Genomic DNA, 20,537 nt, shown 5'->3' on the forward strand with positions numbered 1-20,537 from the left:
ATTATTCGAGTAGCAGGAGCTTGGGGTTCGAGAGGTACTCCTTGACCTTGTTGGTGAACTGTGCCGCGTACGCCCCGTCGACGATCCGGTGGTCGAACGAGAGCGAGAGCGTCATGACGTGGCGGATCTCGATGCTGTCCTCGCCGTTCTCGTCGGTGACGACGCGCGGTTTCTTCTTGATGGCACCCAGCGCGAGGATGCCGACCTCGGGGTGGTTGATGATGGGGGTGGCGTACTCGCCGCCGATGACGCCGACGTTCGTGATGGTGAACGTCCCGCCCTGCATCTCGTCGAGGGCGATGGAGCGGTCCCGGGCCTTCGCGACCAGCTCGTTCATCTCCGAGGAGAGCTGGAGCATGCCCTTCCTGTCCGCGTCCTTGACGACGGGGACCATCAGGCCCGCGTCGGTCGCCGCGGCGACGCCGACGTTGTAGTAGTTCTTCTGGACGATCTCGCCGTTCTCCTCGTCGAGCGACGAGTTGAGCCGCGGGTACTCCTTGAGGGCGGCGGTGACCGCCTTCATCGCGAAGGGCATGTACGTCAGCTTGATGTCCTTCTCCTCCGCGTGGGGTTTGAGCTCCTTGCGGGCTTCGACCAGCCCGGTCACGTCGACCTCGTCGTGGTGGGTGACGTGCGGGGCGGTGTACTTCGACTTCTGCATCTGGTCGCCGATGGCCTTGCGGACGCCCTTGTACGGGATGCGCTCCTCGCGCGGGCGGTCCTCGCCGGCTGCGAGTGTGGCCACGTCGGCCTGCTGGGCCTGCTGCTGGGCCTCGGCGTACTCCGTGACGGCCTCGGGCGTGACGAACGCCTGCCCCTCGCGCTCCTCGGTGGCGGGAACGGCGTTGAGGTCGACGCCCTTCTCCTTGGCGAGTTGCCGCGTCGCGGGTGCCGCGAGCGTCTTGTCGCGGTCGGCGGCCTCGCGCTGGATGGTCTGGGCTGCCTGGCCGCCCGAACTGCCGGAGTCGGCGGTTGCGGGCTCCGAGGCGCTCTCGGCTGCGCCTGCCTCTGCCGACGCGGGCTCTGCGGGTTCGGGCTCGCCGCCGGACTCCGCGTGGGCGCGGACGTCCTGCTCGGTGATGCGGCCCGACGGGCCGGTACCCGAGACCGCGTTGATGTCGACGTCGAGTTCGCGGGCGAGCCGGCGGGCGCTCGGGGGTGCGAACACGCGGCCCGAGGGCGTCTCGGCTTCGGCCTCTGCACCGGCGTCGGCTTCTGCCGCGCCTTCCGCCTCGGCCTCTGCCGGTTCGTCTGCGCCGACGGCGTCGAGGTCGTCCTCGCCTTCGACGTTGTAGACCATGATGACGTTCCCGACGGGAACCATCTCGCCTGCCTCGGCGCGGAGTTCTTTGACCGTCCCGTTGTACGGGGACGGCACTTCGACCAGGGCCTTGTCCGTCTCGACCTCGGCGACCGGCTGGTCCTCGGTGACCGTGTCGCCCTCTTCGACGAGCCACGACACGAGTTCGCCTTCTGCGACGCCTTCGCCGACGTCGGGGAGTTTGAATTCTCGGGCCATCTTAGAAGTCCATCGCCTCGCGGATGCCCTTCTTGATGCGCGCCGGCTCGGGGAGGTAGTAGTCCTCGAGCGCGTAGAGCGGGAACGGCGTGTCGAAGCCGGTGATGCGCTTGACCGGTGCCTCCTGGTAGAGGAGCGCCTCCTCCTGGATGATGGTCGCGATCTCGCCGCCGAGGCCGCCCGACTTGGGTGCCTCGTGGACGACGGCGGCGCGACCGGTCTTCTTGAACGACTCGACGATGGTGTCCTCGTCGAGCGGGGAGATGGAGCGGATGTCGACGACCTCGGCGTCGATACCGTCCTCCTCCGCGAGCTCCTCGGCGGCTTCCATCGTCGGCCGGGTCATCGCACCCCACGTGAACACGGAGATGTCCGCGCCCTCGCGGCGGACCGCGGCCTCACCGAGCGGGACCTCGTAGTCGCCGGTCGGGACCTCGTCGCGGAACGCGCGGTAGATGAGCTTCGGCTCGAGGAAGACGACCGGGTCGGGGTCGCGGATGGCCGAGATGAGCATCCCCTTCGCGTCGTAGGGCGTGCTCGGAATCTGGACCTTCAGGCCGGGCTGGTGGGCGAACATCGCTTCGGTGGACTCGGAGTGGTGCTCCGGGGCGCGGATGCCGCCACCGTAGGGGGCGCGGACGACCATCGGACACGTGAACCGGCCGCGGCTGCGGGTGCGCAGGCGTGCGGCGTGGCTCACGATCTGGTCGAAGGCGGGGTAGATGAAGCCCATGAACTGGATCTCGGGGACGGGCTTCAGGCCGTAGGCAGCCATGCCGATGGCGGTGCCGATGATGCCGGACTCCGCGAGGGGCGTGTCGATGACGCGGTCCTCGCCGAACTCGTCGTAGAGGCCTTCGGTCGCGCGGAACACGCCGCCGTTCTTGCCGACGTCCTCGCCCATGACGATGACGTCGTCGTCGTTGCTCATCTCCGTGTACAGACCGTCACGAACGGCCTGTACGAGAGTCAGGTTCTCGGTCTCGGTTTGGGTATCTTGCGTAGACATGTGTATCACTCCAGCAGGGCGTCGTCGCCGAACTCTTCACGGACCTCGTTGAACCACTCCAGCTGTCTCTGGAGCTTGCGGGGGGTGTCGGCGTAGACGTGTTTGAATATCTCTTCCGGCTCGGGACGTTCGAGGGCCTCGGCCGCACTGATGGCGTCGGCGACCTCGTCTTCCACCTCGGCGGTGATGGTCTCGATGCGCTCGTCGTCGAGCAGTCCCCGGTTACGGAGGAACGTCTCCATCCGTGGTATGGGGTCCTTCTTTTTCCACTTCTCGACTTCGGCGTCGTCGCGGTAGACGCTCGGGTCGTCGGCGGTGGTGTGTGCGCCGAAGCGGTACTGGACCGCCTCGATGAGGGTCGGGCGCAACTCGTCGTCGTCGGGGTTCTTCGCCTTCTCTACGGCATCGCGGGTGACCTTGTATACCGCGAGGGGGTCCATCCCGTCGACCTGGACGCCCTCGAAGCCGTACGCGGTCGCCTTCTGGGCGATGGTCTCGCTGGCGGTCTGTTTCTCGCGCGGCACCGAGATGGCCCACTGGTTGTTGTTACAGAAGAATATGTTCGGCGTGTCGAAGACGCCGGCGAAGTTGAGCCCCTCGTGGAAGTCCCCTTCCGAGGTCGCGCCGTCACCGAAGTAGGTGATGAACGCCTTGTTCTCGCCCTTGAGCTTCGAGGCCCAGGCGGCCCCGGTGCCGTGGACGACCTGTGTCGCGATGGGGACGGCGACGGTGAAGATGTTGCACCGCTCCGGGATGGCGTTGCCCTGTTCGTGGCCCATCCAGTAGAGCAGCGTTCGTTTCAGCGAGAGCCCACGGACCATCGCGGCGGCGTGCTCGCGGTACGACGGGAACAGCCAGTCCTCGTCGTCCAGTGCGTGGGCACTGCCGACCTGTGCGCCTTCCTGCCCCGAGAGAGGCGGATAGGTGCCCATGCGGCCCTGCCGTTGCAGGCTGACGGCTCGCTTGTCGAAGTGGCGGGCCAGCCGCATCTGTTTGTACATCTCGACGAGCTTGTCGTCGTCGATGTCCGGCACCTCCGCACCGTCGAGGACTCGACCCGCGTCGTCGAGTACCTGCACACGGTCTCGGGGGTTGTGCTGTAGCGTGCTCACGGGAGAACCCACCTTGACATGTATGACACGTCTCCCGCTCGCGTTATATTGTTTTCGTAAAAACGTTGCTTTCGGACTCATTCTTGCCACACTGTCGCAAAGATTCACGGGAATCTGCGGATAATCCGAACAAGTTTAAAATTCACGGGGCGAATACACCGTGTTTGTTGGTCTGTCACGGTTTTCCCCGCGGGATTCTGGACGATTGGGCGGGTTCTATCAGTGGGTCACGGTACCATACGGCGGTCGATTTCGGGCTGTCGCGTGTTACCGGAACCCACGTTCTGCGTCGACATCTCACCCCTGCATGAATCTCAAACGGTTGGCAGTTTCGCCGGGGCGAGCATCGGCTTCCGTGGCGTGTCGCTCACGGGTTTAAATACTGATTCGTGAGTCCGCTTCACGCCTCGCTTCGCTCGCCGTTCAGATACTGGAGACGCTCCCGTCGGTCGCGTCTCCCATTCGCCGCTCGCTAGTCCGAGGCGACCCTACGGGCCGCCTCGCGTGCCTCACGGCTCATAAACTCGCCGTTCGGCTAATCGGAAGCCACCCTTCGGGCGGCATCCCTTGCCTCCTCCACGCTCTTCCCATCCCGCAAAATCGCGTCGACGAACAGCTCGCCGGCCTTGTACGACGACCGGACCATCGGCCCGGACGCGCAGTACAGGAACCCCAGCTCGTCCTCGGCGACCTCGCGCCACGTATCGAACTCGTCGGGGTGGACGTAGCGCTCGACGTCCAGGTGGGTCAGTGAGGGCTGGAGGTACTGCCCCAGCGTCACCACGTCCACGTCTCGCTCGTGGAGGTCCGAGAGCGTCTGGTATATCTCGTGGTGGTACTCGCCGACGCCGAGCATCAGGCTCGTCTTGGTGTAGATGTCGGACTCTCGCGAGACCTGTTCGAGCACCGAGAGCGACTGCTCGTAGCCGGCGCGGCGGTCCCGGACCGGCCACTGGAGGCGCTCGACGGTCTCGATGTTGTGCGCGATGACGTCCGGTTCGGCGTCGATGATCTTCCGGACGAGGTCGGGTTCGCCCTGGAAGTCCGGGATGAGAACCTCCACGAGGATGCCGGGATGTCGCTTCTTTATCTCGCGGATGGTCTCCGCGAAGTGGCCCGCGCCCTGGTCGGGGAGGTCGTCCCGGTCGACCGACGTGAGGACGACGTAGTCCAGTCCGATCTCGGCGATGGCGGAGGCGACGTTCGCGGGTTCGTCCGGGTCCAGCGGCTCCATCCCGCCGGTCTCGACGTCACAGAAGTTACAGCCACGCGAGCAGCGGTGGCCCATCAGCATGAACGTGGCCGTCCCGCCGTCGCCCGACCCGTTACGGCCGCTCCAGCACTCGCCGAGGTTCGGACAGTTGGCCTCCTCGCACACCGTGTTCAGGTCGTGCTCGCGGAGCGTCTGCTTGATGTCCGTGAACTGGCGGCCCGATGGCGGCCGCATCTTCAGCCAGTCGGGCTTGCGCGAGCGACTCATGGCAAAACCTGCGGTTCGGGTGGACAAAAAGCGTGGGGATTGTGCCGACCGGCAGTGAACTCGCCACCGAGTGCCCGTTTCCATCGGTGATGGTCGACAGGGTTTTATGTGATAGGTGTACCAGTTTACAAACACGAAATGTTCGACGTGTCACGTGATGACATCACGTCAGGGTCGCTCACACAGGCCCTGCTCCTCCTTGCCGCCCCCCTCATCGCGCAGAACCTCGTCCGGTTCGCGCAACTCGTCGTCGACGCCTTCTGGGTCGGGCAGCTCGGCGAAGAGGCGGTCGCGGCGGTCGGGCTGGTCTTCCCGCTCGCCTCCATCTGTCTGGCGGTCGCCACCACCGCGATGATCGGGACACAGATAATCGTCTCCCAGCGCATCGGGGCCGACGACGAGGCCGGTGCCCGCCGCGTCACCTTCAACGGACTGGTGCTCTTCGGTATCGTGCTCATGGTCCCGATCACGGCGCTCGCGATTCTCGGCGCGGGCCCGTTCATTCGGTGGAGTGTCGAGACCCTCAACCCGGGGACCGACGTCGCCTCGCCAGCGACCGCCTACTTCGTCGCCTACGCCCTCGGATTCCCCGCGATGGCGGCCTCGGACGCCGTCGAGGGTGGGTTCGTCGGCTGGGGCGACGCCCGGGCCGCGCTGTGGGTCAACGTCACGACCGTCGCGGTCAACCTGGTGCTCGACCCCATCCTCATCTTCGGCTGGGGCCCCATCGAGCCGATGGGTGTCGAAGGCGCTGGCCTCGCGACCGCAATCGGGGGGGTCGCCGGCATGGTCCTGATATTCGCGTACGCGCTCGGCCTGCGCGACACGCTCCGGTTCACGTGGGCGTCGGCGACCGTGGACTTCGGCGACTGGCGGGAGATGCTCGACGTGTCGCTCCCGAACGTCGGCCAGCGCGTCGCCCAGGACGCGGTCCGACTGGTCATGATAAGCGTCGTCCTCGTCGCAGGCGGAGCCGCGGGACTCACGGCCTACACGCTCGGGTCGCGCATCTCGGCCATCGCGTGGATCCCGTCCGGCGGGTTCCAGCAGGCGGCCCAGAGCATCGTCGGCCAGAACCTCGGCGCTGGCAACACGGGGCGCGCCCGCCAGACCACCTGGACCGGCGTCGGCATCATCACGGTCGCGATGGCGGTCCTCGGCGGGCTCCAGTTGCTGTTCCCGGAGACCATCGCCCGACTGTTCGTCCCCGACATCTCCGGTGACGGGCTCGCGTTCACGGTCGCGTACCTCCAGATACTCGCGGTCGGCTACTGGGCAATCGGCGCGTCGTACCTCCTGCGGGCGGGATTCAACGCGGCCCGGCGCACCCGGACCAGCATGGTGGCCTCGCTGGCGCAGTACTGGGGCGTCCGCCTGCCGGTCGCACTCGTCGGCGTCTACCTGCTCGACTACGGCGTGGTCGCGGTGTTCTGGGGTGTGACGATTTCGAACGTGCTGGTCGCCATCGGCCTCGGCCTCTACTACTGGTACGAGACCAGCGACGGCATGATGGAGCGAGCGGCTGACCGGGCCGCCGAGTCGGCCAGCTAGCGGGTTCGACCCCGCACACCACTTTCGCCCCGGTACGGAAACGTTCTTGACACCAGGGAACTGGCTATGGAACGAGAATGGAGGTCGCCGAGGTCGTTCCAGATTTTGCCGACGCCTTCGCCTTCGAGGAGTTCAATCGCATGCAGCGGGAGGCGCTGCCGGCGTTGCTCGACTCGTCGGAGAACGTCGTCGCGAGCGCGCCGACCGCCAGCGGGAAGACCGCGCTGGCCGAACTCGCCATCTGTCGGGCGCTCGATATGGGGGGCACTGCGCTGTTCATCGCGCCGTTACGGGCGCTGACGAACGAGAAGGAGGCGGACTGGGACCGCTTCGAGGAACTGGGCTACTCGGTGTACGTCGTCACCGGCGAGCGCGATCTGAACCCGCGCCGCGCGCGCCACGCGGACATCCTCGTGATGACACCCGAGAAGCTCGACTCGGCGACCCGCAAGCACGACACCACGCGGTACGACTTCATCACGGACGTGGACGTCTGCGTCATCGACGAGGTCCACCTGCTGGATTCCGACCGCCGCGGCGCGGTTCTGGAGGTCACGGTCTCCCGGCTACGCCGGCTCTGTGCGCCCCGCGTGGTGGCGCTCTCGGCGACCATGCCCAACATCGACGACGTGGCCGCGTGGCTCGACGCGCCGCCCGAGAACACCTTCGAATTCGACGACGAGTATCGCCCAGTCGACCTCCACGCCGACGTGAAGACGTACAGTCACGGCGAGAACTCCTTCGCGGACAAGTACCGGCGGCTCTACCGCGCCATCGACCTCGCAGAACCGCACCTGAACGACGACGGTCAGGCGCTCGTGTTCGTCTCCTCGCGCCAGGACACCGTCCAGGCCGCGAAGAAGGCCCGCGACGAGGTCGCAGAGCGCGACGTGGCGATGGGTGCGCGCGGCGACTACGACTTCCACACCGAGACGCAGGAACTCGACAACGATACCCTCAGAAACTCCTGTATCGACGGGGTGGCGTTCCACCACGCCGGCCTCTCGAAGAACGACAAGGACCGCGTCGAGGAGTGGTTCAAGCAGGGGAAACTCCAGTTGCTCTTCTCGACGTCGACGCTGGCGTGGGGCGTGAACCTCCCTGCCCGGTGTGTCGTCATCCGGGACACGAAGCTCCACGACCCCCTGGAGGGCGAGGTCGACATGAGCCCGCTGGACGTGCTCCAGATGCTCGGGCGCGCCGGGCGACCGGGGTACGACGACGTTGGCTACGGCTACGTGGTGTGTGACGCCGCCGACGCGGGCAAGTACCGACGCCTGCTCCGCGAGGGCAAGGAGATAGAGAGCCGACTCGCGGAGAACCTCGACGCGCACCTCAACGCGGAGATCGCGATGGGCACGGTGCGGGACCTCGACGACGTGATGGACTGGCTGGAGACGACGTTCTACTACCAGCGCGCCCAGTCCGAACCCGAGCAGTACGACTTCGCGAACCTCCGCGAGCGAGTGCGCGAAGTGCTCAAGTCGCTGGTCGACCACGGCTTCGTCAACCTCGGTGACGACCTCGCCATCTCCGCGACCGGCCTGGGTGTCCTCGCCTCGAAGTACTATCTCAGACTGGAGACCGCGGAACGGTTCAAGACGCTCGCCGACTCGGAGGGCATCACCGAGAAGGGTGTGCTTGGGGCGGTCGCGACCGCCGCCGAGTTCGACAGCGTGAGCGCCCGCCAGTCCGAGAAGGAGGCGGTCGACGCGATGCTCGTCGGCCAGGACACCGGCGAGATGGACGCGGGTGGCCGGAAGGTACTCGCCATCCTCGTCGGGTCGATGAACGGGACGACCCCGGGCGACCTGCGCTCTGACGCCTGGGTCATCAAGCAGAACGGCCTACGCCTGCTCGCCGCCCTGCAGGCGTTCCTCGACCGCTTCGCGAACCCCCACGCGACAAACGTCGCCCGCCGGGTCGAGGCCCGCGTCGAGAACGGGGTCGCGCCCGATGCGGTGGGACTGACCGCCATCGACGGGGTCGGCCCCGGCCGCGCCAGCAAGCTCGCCAAGGAGGGCCTGCAGACGCCCGCCGACGCGGTCGACGCCGGTGTCGAGGGACTCGTCACGGCTGGCCTCTCCGAGGGCGTCGCCGAGCAGGTGTACGAGGGTGCGAAGAAGCTGCCCGATATCTCGGTGGAGTGGGGCGACTTCCCGAGTACCATCGCCCGCGGTGAGAACGAGATGTGCGACGTGACGGTCCGCAACGACGGCGGCAGCGGCTCTGCCGGGGTCCGCGTGACTGTCAACGGCGTCGAGATGTCCGCGGCCGAGACGTACCTCGACGGGGAGACCACGGTCCCGGTCGGCGTCTTCGGCGCGACCGACGACGAGCTCACGTACGAGGTGTCGGTCGCGTTCGCGAACATCCCGCTGGTGCCGGTTACTGAAACGCGGACGGTGCGGGTGCAGGACTGATTCTCGCGAGGCGGCAGCTGCTTTTCGGTTCGGATGAATGGCCGGAAATTAAATACTCGTGGTCGGTACCGCCGGGTATGTCCCCCGCAGGTGGTGACGGCAATCCAGCAGCCGACGGATTCCGGATTCCGCCAGCGGCCGTCGGCGACCGGGTCGACGTGGTGCGGTATCCCGGTGCGGACGAGGGTGAAGCGAAACACCGGGCCGTGCCGGCGGGTGACGGGGCGGGCATCGTCCAGGAGCGTGAGAACGCGGCGAAGCGCCAGTGGTTCACCACCCAGAGCACGTTCTGGTGGGGAATGATGGGACTGGCACCGATTTCGCTATTCGCTGAACTCGCGACCTCGGTCGGACTGCCGAATTGGACTGGCTTCCTCTGGTTGGCTGTCGTCGCGGCGCTCCGGTGGTGGCACGCCCCTGACGACCCGCGAGAGTCGACACCGGAACTCGTCGCGGAGAACGTGTCTGTGGCAACCGCCAGGGACTGCTTCGACCCGGTTCTCGACGACGAGGTCGACGCCGTGGCCGCGACTGTCGAGAACGCCCCGGTTCAGCCCTCGATGCCTAGCAGCTCGTCCACCGTCGCCAGCAGGTCCTCAGGCGAGTCCACGACGAACTCGGCGTTGGAGAGGTCGACCGACGCGTCCGCGCCCGAGTGATACCCGATACAGGTCGTGCCCGCGGCGACCGCCGAGTCGATGCCGTGTTCGGAGTCCTCGACCGCGATGCAGTCTTCGGGTGCGAAGCCGAGTTCGCCCGCGGCGTGTTCGAAGATGTGCGGTTCGGGCTTGCCCGGAACGTCGATGTCCTCGGCGCTGACGACCGCGTCGAAGTCGAGGTCGAACCGGGCACAGACGAGGTCGATCCAGTCGTGGGGCGAGGAGGAGACGATGGCCATGGGAATGCCCTGCTCGCGGCGGGCGACCAGCCAGTCCGCGAACCCGGGCAGGAGTTCGACCTTCTCGGTGTAGATGGCCTCGGCCGTGTCGTCGAAGCGGTCGACCCACTCCTGCTTGGTGACGGCCACGTCGTAGTGCTCGGCGAGGTAGTCGTGTATCTCGCGGTAGTTCATGCCCGTGATTTCGCGGACTTCTACCTCTTCGTCGGGGACCGCCCAGGGGAGCAGTTCCTCGCGCTCGCGCTCGACCCAGTAGTCCTCGGAGTCGACCAGTACGCCGTCCATGTCGAAGAGGACTGCATCGTGACTCATGTGTTGGTTGCGTGGATGGGGTCGGGGTACTTCGTTTGGGTGGGTCTGTGCGTTGGCATCTGCTTCTGCTGTGGCTGGTGTTTCGACTGGTGTTTCGGGAGTTGGTGTCGCTGTTGTTCGTGGCGACGAGCAGTTCACTCGCGCCGATGGCGATGGAGACCGCCACCGCCCCGCACAGCACCGTCCCGCACCACACCCTCCCCAGCCGATTCCGATGCTCGCCTCCGGCTGCGCTTCTCATCCCTCGCGCGCTTCCGACTCGCGGCCTCCGGCACGCGAGTCCCCGCACGCCACCCGGAAATCCAGCGACAGTCGCGATACCACCCTTCAAATACCAGTACGGGACCAACCCCGGCATGACAGCCGGAGCAGCAGTCCGCGTCTTCGCGGGGGATTGCAGCGTCGTCTTCGACGGCGCAGACAGAGTCGAGCATCGCGGTCACGTCGTGGTCGTCGTCAAGCCGGACGACACCGTGCTGGTCCACGACGCGAAGGGCTACCAGCCGGTCGCGTGGCTCACCCGGGCGAGCGAGGTGTGGGTGACCAACGATGGCAAGCTGGACCTGCGGGCCAGAGACGGCGACCAGACCCTGCTCGTGAAGTCACACCAGCTCCACCTCACTGGCTCGTATCCGACCAGTACGGCCGGGACACCGGCGGGTCGGTGCCCCGACTGTTCGGGGGCACTCGTCAGGATCCGGCGGGCCGTGACCTGCCTCGACTGCGAGCGCCACCACGGGATTCCAACTGATGCGGTGGTCCACGGCGGGCGGTGCGAGTGTGGGTTGCCCCGGATGCGGGTCGAGCGCGGGGCACCGCTGGACCTCTGCATCGACCGGGACTGCGAGTCGCTGGACAGTGCGGTGGTCGAGCGGTTCGACCGGGCGTGGGACTGTCCGGAGTGTGGCGACGACCTGCGGGTGCTCCGGCGGGGTGGCCTGCTCGCCGGGTGTGACGCCTACCCCGACTGCGACACCGGGTTCTCGTTCCCGGCCGGGACCGTCGTCGCGTCCTGCGAGTGCGGGCTGCCGGTGTTCGAGACTGCCAGTGGTCGGCGGTGTCTGGACAGCACGTGCGAGGGCGACTGGGTCGATGCGGGCGGGGTCGAGGCCGAGACGGGGCCGTAGGGTTCGGCGGTCACTCGTCGCTGTCGCCAGCGTCGGTGCCCGCGGCCTCGCCGTCGTCGGCGGCCACGCCGGTCGCCCCTGCGGTGTTCTGCTCGTCGTTCATGCGGTCGAGTTCGTAGCTCACCCACTGCTTGGCGATCCAGACGAACGACCGTTCTTCGACGCTGAAGTCCAGGTTCCGGGGGTCACGGCTCGCGAAACAGAGGGTCCCGTACAGGGTCTCCTCGACGTTGGTGGTCCCGCCGATGTAACAGCCGAGTTCGAACGTCTGGTACCCCGGGTCGTCGCGCATCCCGGCGTCGATGGCGTTCTGGATGCCGAAGAGGTCCTCGTGCTGGATGGTCAGCCGGCAGTAGGAGTTGCTGAGACGGTTCGACTCGCCCGCCTGGAGCAACTCGTGGTCACCGACCGAGAGGACGATGGTCTGGGTTCCCCTGGTCGGGTCGGCTGGGTCCGGGCGCTCGATGCGGGTGAGAAACCCGTAGGAGACGCCGAGGTATTCGGTCCCGAGTTCGAGCACCGCCCTGACCCGGTCCTCGAACGACCGGTCGGTGTCGTTCGTTATCTCGTAGAACTCGACGAGGGCGTCGATGTAGCGCTGGCGGTCTCCCCTGGCCCGGTCCTGCTCGACGTAGCCGACGATCTTCCTCGCCAGGAACGCGAACTGGTCGGGGCTGTGTTGTTTCCGGAGGTAGTCGGTGACGTTGGCCGAGAGCGCCCTGTTCGCGACGGTCTCGGAGTCCTTCCCGGTGAAGAGGATGAACGGGAGGGTCGCGTCGGTCTCGCGAACGGCCTCGAGGAACTCGACACCGTCCATCACGGGCATCTCGTAGTCGGAGACGACGCAGTCGAACTGCGCTGACTCGAGGCGTGCGAGCGCCGACCGGGCGTCGGTCGTCGACTCGACGGTGAGGCGGTCGTCGAGCCGTTCGAGGTACTCTGCCGCGACGGCGACGAGGTCCGGCTCGTCGTCAACCAGGAGGACACGGTAGCGGTCGCTCCGGTCGCTGGCTGCCTGGCGCGTCTCCGCCGTGGAGTCCGTCTCGTCCTCCGTCATCGGGGATGGTGCTTGCTCACGGCTGCTGTACGTTCCGTGCCAAGATAAGTCTGGACGCGGGAGCGTCGTGGCCCGGTCCGGCCCCGGTGGCCGTGCGGACGACCGGCGACCGTCATCCCTTTGCCCGCCCGGGGCGCATCCGCGGCCATGGACGGACACCTCGACGGCGGCGTCGTGCACGTGGGGCAGGACGCTCGCCAGCGGTACTACGACTCGCGGGGCTATGGCTACCCCCTCGGCGGGAACGACGTGGCGCTCGCGCCGGTCGAGGCGGCCCACCTGCTCTACCGGGGCGACCTCGATTCGGTCGACGGGATGGCCTTTCGCGAGTTCATCCGCGACGCGACCGACCCCGGCTTCATGCCGCGGTTCCTCGTCTACGCCGACCTCCGCGAGCGCGGCTTCTACCTCTCGCCGGCGAAGGCGGACTGGCTCCACGGGGTCGATTCTGGGACGGCGGACTTCGTGGTCTACCCCCGCGGGAAGGGCCCGACCGACGGCGAGGTCGAGTATCGCGTCCGGGTCGTCGGCGAGCGCGAGATGGTCGACGCGGTGGCGCTGGGCGATGGCGTCCTCGCGGTCGTCGACGAGGAGTCCGAGATAACCTACCTCGACACCGACCACCCCGACATCGAGGGTTCGGCCGGTATCGCGCTCCCCGCCGGCATCGACTGCGACCTGCTCGCGGACCGCGCGACCTGCTGGAACCCACCCGAGAAGCTGTACGAGCAGGGCTTCTACGGCACGCCACTCGACGGCCGGGACTCCGACCTCGACGCCCTCCAGCTCTCGCTGGTAGAAACGGCTTACCTCGCGACCCGCGGGGCGGTCGACGTGGACCCTGAGACGGTCTGTGCCCGCGGCCGGGAGGTCGAGGGCGAGCGCTTCGACCGCCGGCTGCGGGTGTATGCGGCCCTGCGCGAGGCCGACGTGGTGCCCAAGACCGGCTTCAAGTTCGGCGCGGACTTCCGGACCTACGCCGAGTTCGAGTCCGTCGACGACTTCGGGCACTCGGAGATGCTGGTCCGCGTGCTGCCCATCAGCCACGTCTTCGCACCCCGGGACCTGGCGCTGGACGTCCGACTGGCGAACGGGGTGCGCAAGGAGATGGTGTTCGGGCTGGTCGACCGGCCCGGGAATGGCGTGACGTGGCTGCGGGTCGGTAGACTGACGCCCTGACCGTCTGGAACCGGTTCTGTTCTGAGGGAGTGTGACCAGTCACTGTGGCGCGTGCTGGCGAGCGTGGCGTGCGAGGCACGAAGTGCCTCGATGTGAACGGCGATAGCGCGGAACGAAGTTCCGCGAACCATTCGAGCGGGCCGAGAGCCCGCGAGAAGAAGCCGTGAGCGAGGCCGCGAGTCAGTGGCGCGCGAGGGATGACTGGAACGGAGCGAAACGCAGTGGAGCGACGTGGAAGGAATCGGCTGGGGAGGCTGTGGTTCGGGGCGGGGCGGTGCAGGGCGGTGCGGTCCCCACTGCCATCGGCGCGAGTGACCTGCTCGTCGACACGAACGCCAGAAGCACAGCCTCATGTCCTCTCGACAGCAGTCCCAGCCACAACCACCACAACCACCACGACCACCACAACCTCCACAACCGACCAGACCACAGAACACGGGAAGCGAAGCTTTTTGCGCGGCCCGACGCCACTCTCGGGTAGTCAAATGACGCGCGATTCCGAGTCGTCGACACCCGACGACGAGCTGGTTCCGGACGGTGGCGAGACGGCAGCCGAGGGAGCCGACGAGGTCGCACTCGACCCGTGGGGCTCCTCGACCGTCTCCGACTACCGCAAGCTGTTCGAGGAGTTCGGTATCGAGGAGTTCGACGAGGTCCTGCCCGAAGTCCCGAACCCGCACTACCTGATGCGCCGCGGGGTCATCTTCGGCCACCGCGACTACCGCCCCGTGGCGGAAGCGATGCGCGAGGGCGAGCCGTGGGCCGTCCTGTCGGGATTCATGCCGACGGGGGACCCGCACATCGGTCATAAACTCGTCTTCGACGAGATAATCTGGCACCAGCAGCAGGGCGGCGAGGCATACGGCCTCATCGCCGACCTCGAGGCCCACAGCGCCCGCGGGCTGACGTGGGACGAGATCGACGAGCACTCGCGGGACTACATCCTGAGCCTGCTCGCGCTCGGGTTCGACCCGGAGGAGGGCGAACTGTACCGGCAGTCCGACAACCGCCCGCTGCAGGACCTGGCGTTCGAGCTGGGCATCGAGGCGAACTACTCCGAGCTGCAGGCCATCTACGGCTTCGACGGCGAGACCGACGTGAGCCACATGCAGTCCGTCGTGACCCAGATGGCGGACATCCTCTACCCGCAACTCGACGAGCCCAAGCCGACCGTGATTCCGGTCGGGCCGGACCAGGACCCGCACATGCGCCTGGCCCGTGACCTCGCGACCCGGATGCGCTTCTTCAAGGTCTCGAAGGCGTACGCGAGCTTCGAGGCGGACGACGACGAGCGCGAACTCATCGCGGCGGCCTACGCGGCCCTCGCCGACGAGGCACCCGAGGGCGAGCCGGTCCGGTGTGAGGACGGCGCGGCGTGGCTGCGCGAGCACACGCCCGAGCCGGCGGACGCCCGCGATGCGGCGGTCAAGAAGCTCGATTCGGCCGGGAAGGAGCCGCTTCGCCCGCGGACTCGCTTCTTCGACCGGCAGGCGACCGACGAGGCGTTCGAGGCGCTCATCGACGCGGTCGAGGGCGAGAAGCGCGTCTACGAGGGCCACATCGACGCGTTCGACCTCGAACGCGGTGAGGCCGAGGAGCTGGCGAGACAGGTCGAGGTCGACCACGGCGGCTACGGCTTCATGGCTCCGTCCTCGATCTACCACCGGTTCATGACCGGTCTCACTGGCGGGAAGATGTCCTCGTCGGTCCCGGCGAGCCACATCTCGCTGCTCGACGACCCCGAGGACGGCTACGACAAGGTCAAATCGGCGACGACTGGCGGTCGCGAGACGGCCGAAGAACAGCGCGAGAAGGGCGGCGAGGCCGACAAGTGCCCGGTGTACGAGCTGTACGCCTACCTGCTCGCGGGCGACGACGACGAGTTCGCGACCGAGGTGTACGAGGAGTGTGTCGGCGGCGAACGCCTCTGTGGTGGCTGCAAGGAACAGGCGGCCGAACTCATGGAGGAGTTCCTCGAGGAGCACCAGGAGAAGCGCGAGGAGGTCGCCGAGCACCTGGACGACCTCGACATCGACCTGGACTCGGACCGCAAGCACGCCTGAGACACGACCTGTTCGATTTCTATCTGTTTTCACCCGCGCTCGAAAGTGCCAACAGAACGTCCAGAACTGGACACATGATGCTCCTTTCACATCTTCCAGAGGTAGATTTAACCCGCTCGTGATACATCTGCAGGTAGATGGATTTCCGGTCGAGTCGCGATTCCGACGACGTCCGTGACGTGGTCGTCTGTGCGGACGTGCTGGGTGGGTTCGGTGTCTCGACCGACGCGGTTCGCCAGCAGGAGGACGTCCCGGGTCGGGCGCTGGAGGACATCATCGCGGACTCGCTCGACGGTTCCGAACATCCCGCCGAGTTCGTCCGCCGGACCATCGTCCGGTCGGACCGCGGTATCGACGCGCCGGCACGCCACTGGCGGCACGCGCCACAGGTCCAGCTCTCGGCGGTGTTCGAGGCCCTCGACTGGGCGGCGGAGCTCCGGGACGCCAACGGTCGCCGGCTCGACGAGGAAGGGTTCGCGGACCTCCCGTGGACGATCTCGCTCACGGACGCGAACGGCATCACCCGTGAGGCAGCCTTCGAGTACCCGGACACCCCGCTGGGTGACGACAACTACCCGGCGCTCATCCACGCGGTGAACACCCGGCTGCTGTACGGGCTCGGCGTCGAGTTCGTCCAGCTTTCGGAGGGGACCGACCGCTGGCGGTTCGCGCTGGTCGAGACGGACGAACTCGCCCGGCTGCGCGACCAGTTCGGCCTCCGGGTGACCGTGTTCGACCGGCCGCTCCTCTCGGCTCCCCAGCCCCCGGCGTACCTGCCCGAGAAGGGCGGTGACGTGCCCCTGCCGGACTGGGTGACGGCAGGTGACGAGGGGCCACGGCTCGGTCGCGACCGGGCCGACACCGCCGACGTGGTCTCGTCGGTGGAGGCCGACGTGGACGCGGTCCTCGAGGAGAGCGGGGCGTCCGAGGCAGCCGACGAGTCGGGCCAGGAATCGGCCGCTCCGTTCATCGAGTTCGTGGAGTCGGACACCGCACAGGAACCAGCGGACGAGTCCGCCCCCGAGCCGGAGGGAGGTGCCGAGCCGGAGCCGGCACCCGAGGATGAACCGGGAGCGCCAGACGTGGCCATGGACGCCGGGGGCGGCCGCGACTCCTTCTGGGAGGACACGGGCGACTGGGTGCTGGAGCCGGTCACGAGCGAGGCGTCGGTGGAGAGAGAGGACGAGCTAGCCGACGAGAGAGACGATGAGACAGCCGACGAGCTAGCGGACGAAAGCGAAGTCGACCCGGAATCTGGTGACGGGTCGGCCGACGACGGCGGGCTGGAACTCCTCGGGGGCGGCCCGTCGGTGTCGCGTCAGTCCTCTTCCCCGTCGGACGACCCGCTCGACGACCTGTTCGACTCGGTCGAGGAGAGCGCGGCGACCGGGTCGGCGGGCCGGACCGACCCCGAGTACGACGGGTTCGACGCCGACGACCTCGCGGACTTCAAGCGCGGGGCGCGCAAGGACCGGGTCGAGAACGAGTCGTTCGGCGTGGGCGTCGAGAGACCGACCGAAGACGACCGGCTCGCGGCCTACGGGGCGGCCATCGACGCGGGTGGTAACCTCTCGGTCCGGGGATTGCTCGACGACGACACCTTCGTTCCGACGTTCCCCGCGGCCGACCAGGACGAGGTTCGCATCACCTACGACGACGGGTGCGACCTCGACGCGCCGCCTGCCGCCGAGATAGAGACCGACGAGGGGTTCGTCTGGGTGAACGCGGACGGGCTCTCACCGGACGACGACTGACTCGTGGGCGCTCACTTCGGGACGGCGACACAGGGCGTGTCCCGGCCGACGAAGGAGTGGTGTCTCGCGCCGACGAGCGCCCAGTAGTCGCGGGGGCGCGTCCCGAGCAGGTCCTCGATGTGCCGGTACGACAGCAGGTTGTCGCCCTCGACCACGTGCCGGAACAGCTCCCGGCGTGCGCCCGTGAACTCGCGGTCGAACCGGGTGTGGGTGTAGCGGTTGGGGTAGTTGAAGACGAGCTGTCCGCCCGGCCGCACGTGGTCGTACATGGCCCGGACGGCCGTCTCGGCGTCGTCGACGAAGTAGAGCGTGGCCATGCAGTACACCAGGTCGAAGGTCCGGCCGGTCCCGAGCTCGGGGAGGGCGTCGACGGCGAAGTGGATGTTGTGGAAGTCGAGTTCGTCGGCGATGCGGCGGTTGTCCTCGATGACGGACTCGGAGACGTCGTAGCCGTAGAACTCGGTGTCGGGGTACCGGACCGCGAGTTCGAACAGGTCGACGGCGGCCCCACAGCCGACCGAGGCGACCGAGGCCGGGCCACCGATGGAGCGCTCCGGGCTCGGCGGCCAGTGACGGTCGATGAAGCGGGCCAGCAGGCCGGGCATCGCCTCGCGCCCGATGTAGGCGACGCGGTCGTAGTCGCCGGTCGAGTAGAAGTCTTCCCAGTGTGTGGCTGCTCCCGGGTCGGCCCACGTCGCGTCGGTGATGGCGTTCTCGGACATACTACTCTGAATGCGACGATCAGTGATAACGGGACACCGGGAGTGCGGGAGTCACGCCAGGGAAGGAGATTACGCGGGTGCCGGTTTCCGGACGAATACCGCGGGGCTGCGCCGGGTCGCGTAGGTCTCGTCGCGAGCACCGACGGCCGTCCAGTAGCTCCGTGGGCGGCGACCGATGACGGCCTCGATGGCGTCGTAGCTGAGCAGGTTCTCGCCGCGGGCGACGCGCTCGAACGCCTCGCGCTTGTGCGCGGGTGCCTCCTCGCGGACCCACGTCCGGGTGTGGCGATTCGGGTAGTTGAAGACGAGGTGGCCGCCCGGGGCCACGCGGTCGTAGAGTTCGGCGAGGGCGCGTTCGACGTCGTCGACGAAGTAGAGGGTCGCCATGCAGTAGACCAGGTCGAACTCGCGGTCGATGGCGAGGTCGGGGAGCGAGTCGACGGCGAAGTGGACGTTCGACAGGCCCGCCTCGGCGGCGTGCTCGCGGTTCGCCTCGACCACCGACGGGGCCAGGTCGTAGCCGTAGAACTCGGTCTGGGGGTAGCGTGGGGCGAGCTCGAAGTCGACGAGGGCCGGGCCACAGCCCACGTCGGCGACCGTGTCGGGGACGTCGACGCGCTCGATGAACGTCTCGAGATGTCCCGGCATGTCCTCGCCGCCGACGTAGGCCCCGCGGTCCCAGTCCGTGGCGGCGTAGAAGTCCGCTTCCCAGTCGAAGGGCATGGGTAGCCATGACAGAGCGGGGCGCAATAGCGTTGCGGTCAGAGCAGGGCGCGATAGCCTGGCAGTCGGGTCCAACTCCGGGTCTTTCGACACTGTTGGCTATCCGCCTCGGAAAATATAACGACCACAGAAAGAATTAAATGTATTTAGAAACAGTTAGCAATAATGGTTGTTGGGGAGTCTGACACGAACGAGGCGGAGGCCGAGGGGCTGTCCGACGTGCTCGACGCGTTCGACGTCGACACGGCGGACGAGGTCGTCGAGGCGAACGACACGGGGTCGAGCGACGACGCGGTCGCCGTGGTCGAGACGATACTCGGAGACCTGGACGAACCGGTCTCGACCGGGGAGGACGAGGAGCTGGACCACGACGCCGCGGGCACAGGTGCCGACGAACTCGCCGGGCTCGACGGCGCGTTCGCCGACTTCGAGGCCGACACCGAGCCTGGGGTCGAGACGACGGAGATGATGGGGACGATGGAGACAGCCGGGACAATGGAGACGGCCGGGACGACCGGGATGGGAGAGCGAGTCAGCGCGACGCTGGTCCGGGTCCCCAACGAGGCGTTCGGCTCGGCACTGGTCGCGGGTCGATCCGGCGACGAGGACTACGACACCGCCCACGACGAGTTCAAGGCGCTCGCCGAAGAGATGGACACCGACGACGTGGACGTCGACGAGCTCGACCTCTCCGAGTTGACCCTCGGCGAACCGATGCCCGTGCCACCGCTCGCCGAGGGCCTCCCCGAGTCAGACGACTAGGACACGCGATTCGCCCGGGTCTCCTTCTGGGCACGTTCCTCTCGCGGTCGCCCCCACGAAAACATCTCGAAATTGAAAGGAGTCGTGCGAGGAATTAACTACCAGTAGGCTGAAACCGTAGCCATGCCAACCCGGGAGTCCGAGCCGAACACCGGGTCGACGGGCGAACTGTCGGACGTCGTCGACGCGTTCGACGTCGAGACGGTCGAGGAGGTCATCGAGGACAACGACACCGGCGACAGCGAGGTCGACGACCCCGACGCCGTCTTCGATTCGCTTCTCGATGCCGACGGGTCGACCACGGCCGAGGAGCGCCAGCTCGACCACGAACCGCCGGTCACCGACCTCGACGGGGCGTTCGCCGCCGTCGAGACCGAACTCGACCGCGACGAGGCACCCGACCGTCTCGGCCGCTGGCTCGCGTACGACGGGTTCGACTTCACGGACGAGCAGGCCGCACCCACTGCGACCCCCGCGACGAGCGCCCACGAGGAGTTCAAATCGCTCGCCGCCGAGTCGGAGACGGTCGACCTCGACGACCTCGACCTCGACGACCTGGCGCTCGGGGACGGGACTGTCGCGGCCTCGCTCGACATCGACATGCCGGCCGAGGAGGACTCCCTCGCCGAGGCGATGCTGGCCGGCGACGAGGACGAGACGTTCGGGGGCGAGACCGGCGGTGGCGACAGCGCCGAGGACGACAGCGGCGAGGGTGCCATCGACGAGACCGGCTTCGACTGGGACTGACGACACGTCTGCTCACGGCTCCCGAAGGCTTTTCTTCGGTCACGCGAACATCTGGGGTATGGCAGCCGAATCCAGCCATCGTGGTATCGCACGCCAGCA

17 protein-coding genes are annotated in these 20,537 nt (G+C 67.4%); 9 read left to right on the top strand and 8 right to left on the bottom strand.

Translation table 11 applies throughout. The features are described from left to right. Window position 1: 1 nt before the first annotated feature. The 4 genes from ACSC1S_RS18130 to lipA form a co-directional block, all read right to left on the bottom strand. On the bottom strand, window positions 2-1,519 hold the full coding sequence (locus tag ACSC1S_RS18130) for a dihydrolipoamide acetyltransferase family protein (RefSeq protein WP_435365505.1): 1,518 nt from the start codon (window positions 1,517-1,519) through the stop codon (window positions 2-4). A gap of 1 nt (window position 1,520) precedes the next feature. Further along, window positions 1,521-2,528: an alpha-ketoacid dehydrogenase subunit beta gene (locus tag ACSC1S_RS18135; protein ID WP_435365506.1), complete on the bottom strand. Its 1,008-nt coding sequence runs from the start codon at window positions 2,526-2,528 to the stop codon at window positions 1,521-1,523. Between the two features lie 5 nt (window positions 2,529-2,533). Continuing rightward, window positions 2,534-3,640, bottom strand: a complete 1,107-nt coding sequence (gene pdhA / locus ACSC1S_RS18140; RefSeq protein ID WP_435365507.1) for a pyruvate dehydrogenase (acetyl-transferring) E1 component subunit alpha — start codon at window positions 3,638-3,640, stop codon at window positions 2,534-2,536. Between the two features lie 535 nt (window positions 3,641-4,175). After that, window positions 4,176-5,120 carry a lipoyl synthase gene (lipA, locus tag ACSC1S_RS18145; RefSeq protein WP_435365508.1) on the bottom strand — a complete coding sequence of 315 codons (945 nt, stop codon included), beginning with the start codon at window positions 5,118-5,120 and terminating at the stop codon, window positions 4,176-4,178. 138 nt (window positions 5,121-5,258) lie between these two features. Here lipA and ACSC1S_RS18150 point away from each other — a divergent pair, with 138 nt between their 5' ends. The 3 genes from ACSC1S_RS18150 to ACSC1S_RS18160 all read left to right on the top strand — a co-directional run bounded on the left by ACSC1S_RS18150 (window position 5,259) and on the right by ACSC1S_RS18160 (window position 9,753). After that, window positions 5,259-6,671 (top strand): MATE family efflux transporter, encoded by a 1,413-nt coding sequence (locus tag ACSC1S_RS18150; protein WP_435365509.1) that lies wholly within the window; start codon window positions 5,259-5,261, stop codon window positions 6,669-6,671. Window positions 6,672-6,748: 77 nt separating this feature from the next. Then, window positions 6,749-9,094: a DEAD/DEAH box helicase gene (locus tag ACSC1S_RS18155; protein ID WP_435320194.1), complete on the top strand. Its 2,346-nt coding sequence runs from the start codon at window positions 6,749-6,751 to the stop codon at window positions 9,092-9,094. Window positions 9,095-9,171: 77 nt separating this feature from the next. Then, window positions 9,172-9,753, top strand: a complete 582-nt coding sequence (locus ACSC1S_RS18160; protein ID WP_435365510.1) for a hypothetical protein — start codon at window positions 9,172-9,174, stop codon at window positions 9,751-9,753. Here ACSC1S_RS18160 and ACSC1S_RS18165 read toward each other — a convergent pair. Further along, the gene (locus ACSC1S_RS18165) at window positions 9,645-10,304 is read right to left on the bottom strand and encodes an HAD family hydrolase (protein ID WP_435365511.1); all 660 of its coding nucleotides are present in this window, start codon (window positions 10,302-10,304) and stop codon (window positions 9,645-9,647) included. The genes ACSC1S_RS18160 and ACSC1S_RS18165 overlap by 109 nt on opposite strands. A gap of 356 nt (window positions 10,305-10,660) precedes the next feature. On the opposite strand from ACSC1S_RS18165, the gene ACSC1S_RS18170 reads away from it, so the two are divergent. After that, window positions 10,661-11,431 (top strand): topoisomerase DNA-binding C4 zinc finger domain-containing protein, encoded by a 771-nt coding sequence (locus tag ACSC1S_RS18170; protein WP_435365512.1) that lies wholly within the window; start codon window positions 10,661-10,663, stop codon window positions 11,429-11,431. A gap of 10 nt (window positions 11,432-11,441) precedes the next feature. On the opposite strand, the gene ACSC1S_RS18175 is transcribed toward ACSC1S_RS18170, so the two are convergent. After that, complete coding sequence (locus ACSC1S_RS18175) at window positions 11,442-12,488, bottom strand: response regulator (RefSeq protein ID WP_435365513.1); 1,047 nt, start codon at window positions 12,486-12,488, stop codon at window positions 11,442-11,444. A gap of 147 nt (window positions 12,489-12,635) precedes the next feature. Here ACSC1S_RS18175 and endA point away from each other — a divergent pair, with 147 nt between their 5' ends. The 3 genes from endA to ACSC1S_RS18190 all read left to right on the top strand — a co-directional run bounded on the left by endA (window position 12,636) and on the right by ACSC1S_RS18190 (window position 17,484). After that, entirely contained in the window at window positions 12,636-13,667 is a 1,032-nt protein-coding gene (gene endA / locus ACSC1S_RS18180) for a tRNA-intron lyase (protein WP_435365514.1), read from the top strand. A gap of 485 nt (window positions 13,668-14,152) precedes the next feature. Continuing rightward, complete coding sequence (locus ACSC1S_RS18185; protein WP_435365515.1) at window positions 14,153-15,730, top strand: tryptophan--tRNA ligase; 1,578 nt, start codon at window positions 14,153-14,155, stop codon at window positions 15,728-15,730. Between the two features lie 137 nt (window positions 15,731-15,867). After that, entirely contained in the window at window positions 15,868-17,484 is a 1,617-nt protein-coding gene (locus ACSC1S_RS18190; RefSeq protein ID WP_435365516.1) for a hypothetical protein, read from the top strand. A gap of 11 nt (window positions 17,485-17,495) precedes the next feature. Here the strand turns inward: ACSC1S_RS18190 and ACSC1S_RS18195 are convergent, their stop codons facing one another. Further along, a complete protein-coding gene (locus ACSC1S_RS18195; protein ID WP_435365517.1) occupies window positions 17,496-18,206 on the bottom strand; it encodes a class I SAM-dependent methyltransferase in 711 nt (236 codons plus the stop codon). Between the two features lie 69 nt (window positions 18,207-18,275). Then, complete coding sequence (locus ACSC1S_RS18200) at window positions 18,276-18,929, bottom strand: class I SAM-dependent methyltransferase (protein ID WP_435365518.1); 654 nt, start codon at window positions 18,927-18,929, stop codon at window positions 18,276-18,278. A gap of 165 nt (window positions 18,930-19,094) precedes the next feature. Between ACSC1S_RS18200 and ACSC1S_RS18205 the strand changes: the two genes are divergently transcribed. Both ACSC1S_RS18205 and ACSC1S_RS18210 read left to right on the top strand, forming a co-directional pair. After that, window positions 19,095-19,691 carry a hypothetical protein gene (locus ACSC1S_RS18205; RefSeq protein ID WP_435365519.1) on the top strand — a complete coding sequence of 199 codons (597 nt, stop codon included), beginning with the start codon at window positions 19,095-19,097 and terminating at the stop codon, window positions 19,689-19,691. A 123-nt stretch (window positions 19,692-19,814) separates the two neighbouring features. Then, the gene (locus ACSC1S_RS18210; RefSeq protein WP_435365520.1) at window positions 19,815-20,438 is read left to right on the top strand and encodes a hypothetical protein; all 624 of its coding nucleotides are present in this window, start codon (window positions 19,815-19,817) and stop codon (window positions 20,436-20,438) included. Window positions 20,439-20,537 lie beyond the last annotated feature (99 nt).

The organism is Haloarchaeobius pelagicus, from assembly GCF_051207375.1.
GTDB lineage: Archaea > Halobacteriota > Halobacteria > Halobacteriales > Natrialbaceae > Haloarchaeobius.

What these genes read in the sequence shown, in the direction of transcription:
- ACSC1S_RS18205 (WP_435365519.1), top strand. Translation starts at nt 19,095, where the DNA reads ATGGTTGTTGGGGAGTCTGACACGAACGAGGCGGAGGCCGAGGGGCTG.
- ACSC1S_RS18135 (WP_435365506.1), bottom strand. Translation starts at nt 2,528, where the DNA reads ATGTCTACGCAAGATACCCAAACCGAGACCGAGAACCTGACTCTCGTA.
- ACSC1S_RS18150 (WP_435365509.1), top strand. Translation starts at nt 5,259, where the DNA reads ATGTTCGACGTGTCACGTGATGACATCACGTCAGGGTCGCTCACACAG.
- ACSC1S_RS18155 (WP_435320194.1), top strand. Translation starts at nt 6,749, where the DNA reads ATGGAGGTCGCCGAGGTCGTTCCAGATTTTGCCGACGCCTTCGCCTTC.
- ACSC1S_RS18170 (WP_435365512.1), top strand. Translation starts at nt 10,661, where the DNA reads ATGACAGCCGGAGCAGCAGTCCGCGTCTTCGCGGGGGATTGCAGCGTC.
- ACSC1S_RS18175 (WP_435365513.1), bottom strand. Translation starts at nt 12,488, where the DNA reads ATGACGGAGGACGAGACGGACTCCACGGCGGAGACGCGCCAGGCAGCC.
- ACSC1S_RS18130 (WP_435365505.1), bottom strand. Translation starts at nt 1,519, where the DNA reads ATGGCCCGAGAATTCAAACTCCCCGACGTCGGCGAAGGCGTCGCAGAA.
- ACSC1S_RS18185 (WP_435365515.1), top strand. Translation starts at nt 14,153, where the DNA reads ATGACGCGCGATTCCGAGTCGTCGACACCCGACGACGAGCTGGTTCCG.
- ACSC1S_RS18190 (WP_435365516.1), top strand. Translation starts at nt 15,868, where the DNA reads ATGGATTTCCGGTCGAGTCGCGATTCCGACGACGTCCGTGACGTGGTC.
- ACSC1S_RS18210 (WP_435365520.1), top strand. Translation starts at nt 19,815, where the DNA reads ATGCCAACCCGGGAGTCCGAGCCGAACACCGGGTCGACGGGCGAACTG.
- ACSC1S_RS18165 (WP_435365511.1), bottom strand. Translation starts at nt 10,304, where the DNA reads ATGAGTCACGATGCAGTCCTCTTCGACATGGACGGCGTACTGGTCGAC.
- lipA (WP_435365508.1), bottom strand. Translation starts at nt 5,120, where the DNA reads ATGAGTCGCTCGCGCAAGCCCGACTGGCTGAAGATGCGGCCGCCATCG.
- ACSC1S_RS18195 (WP_435365517.1), bottom strand. Translation starts at nt 18,206, where the DNA reads ATGTCCGAGAACGCCATCACCGACGCGACGTGGGCCGACCCGGGAGCA.
- ACSC1S_RS18200 (WP_435365518.1), bottom strand. Translation starts at nt 18,929, where the DNA reads ATGCCCTTCGACTGGGAAGCGGACTTCTACGCCGCCACGGACTGGGAC.
- ACSC1S_RS18160 (WP_435365510.1), top strand. Translation starts at nt 9,172, where the DNA reads ATGTCCCCCGCAGGTGGTGACGGCAATCCAGCAGCCGACGGATTCCGG.
- endA (WP_435365514.1), top strand. Translation starts at nt 12,636, where the DNA reads ATGGACGGACACCTCGACGGCGGCGTCGTGCACGTGGGGCAGGACGCT.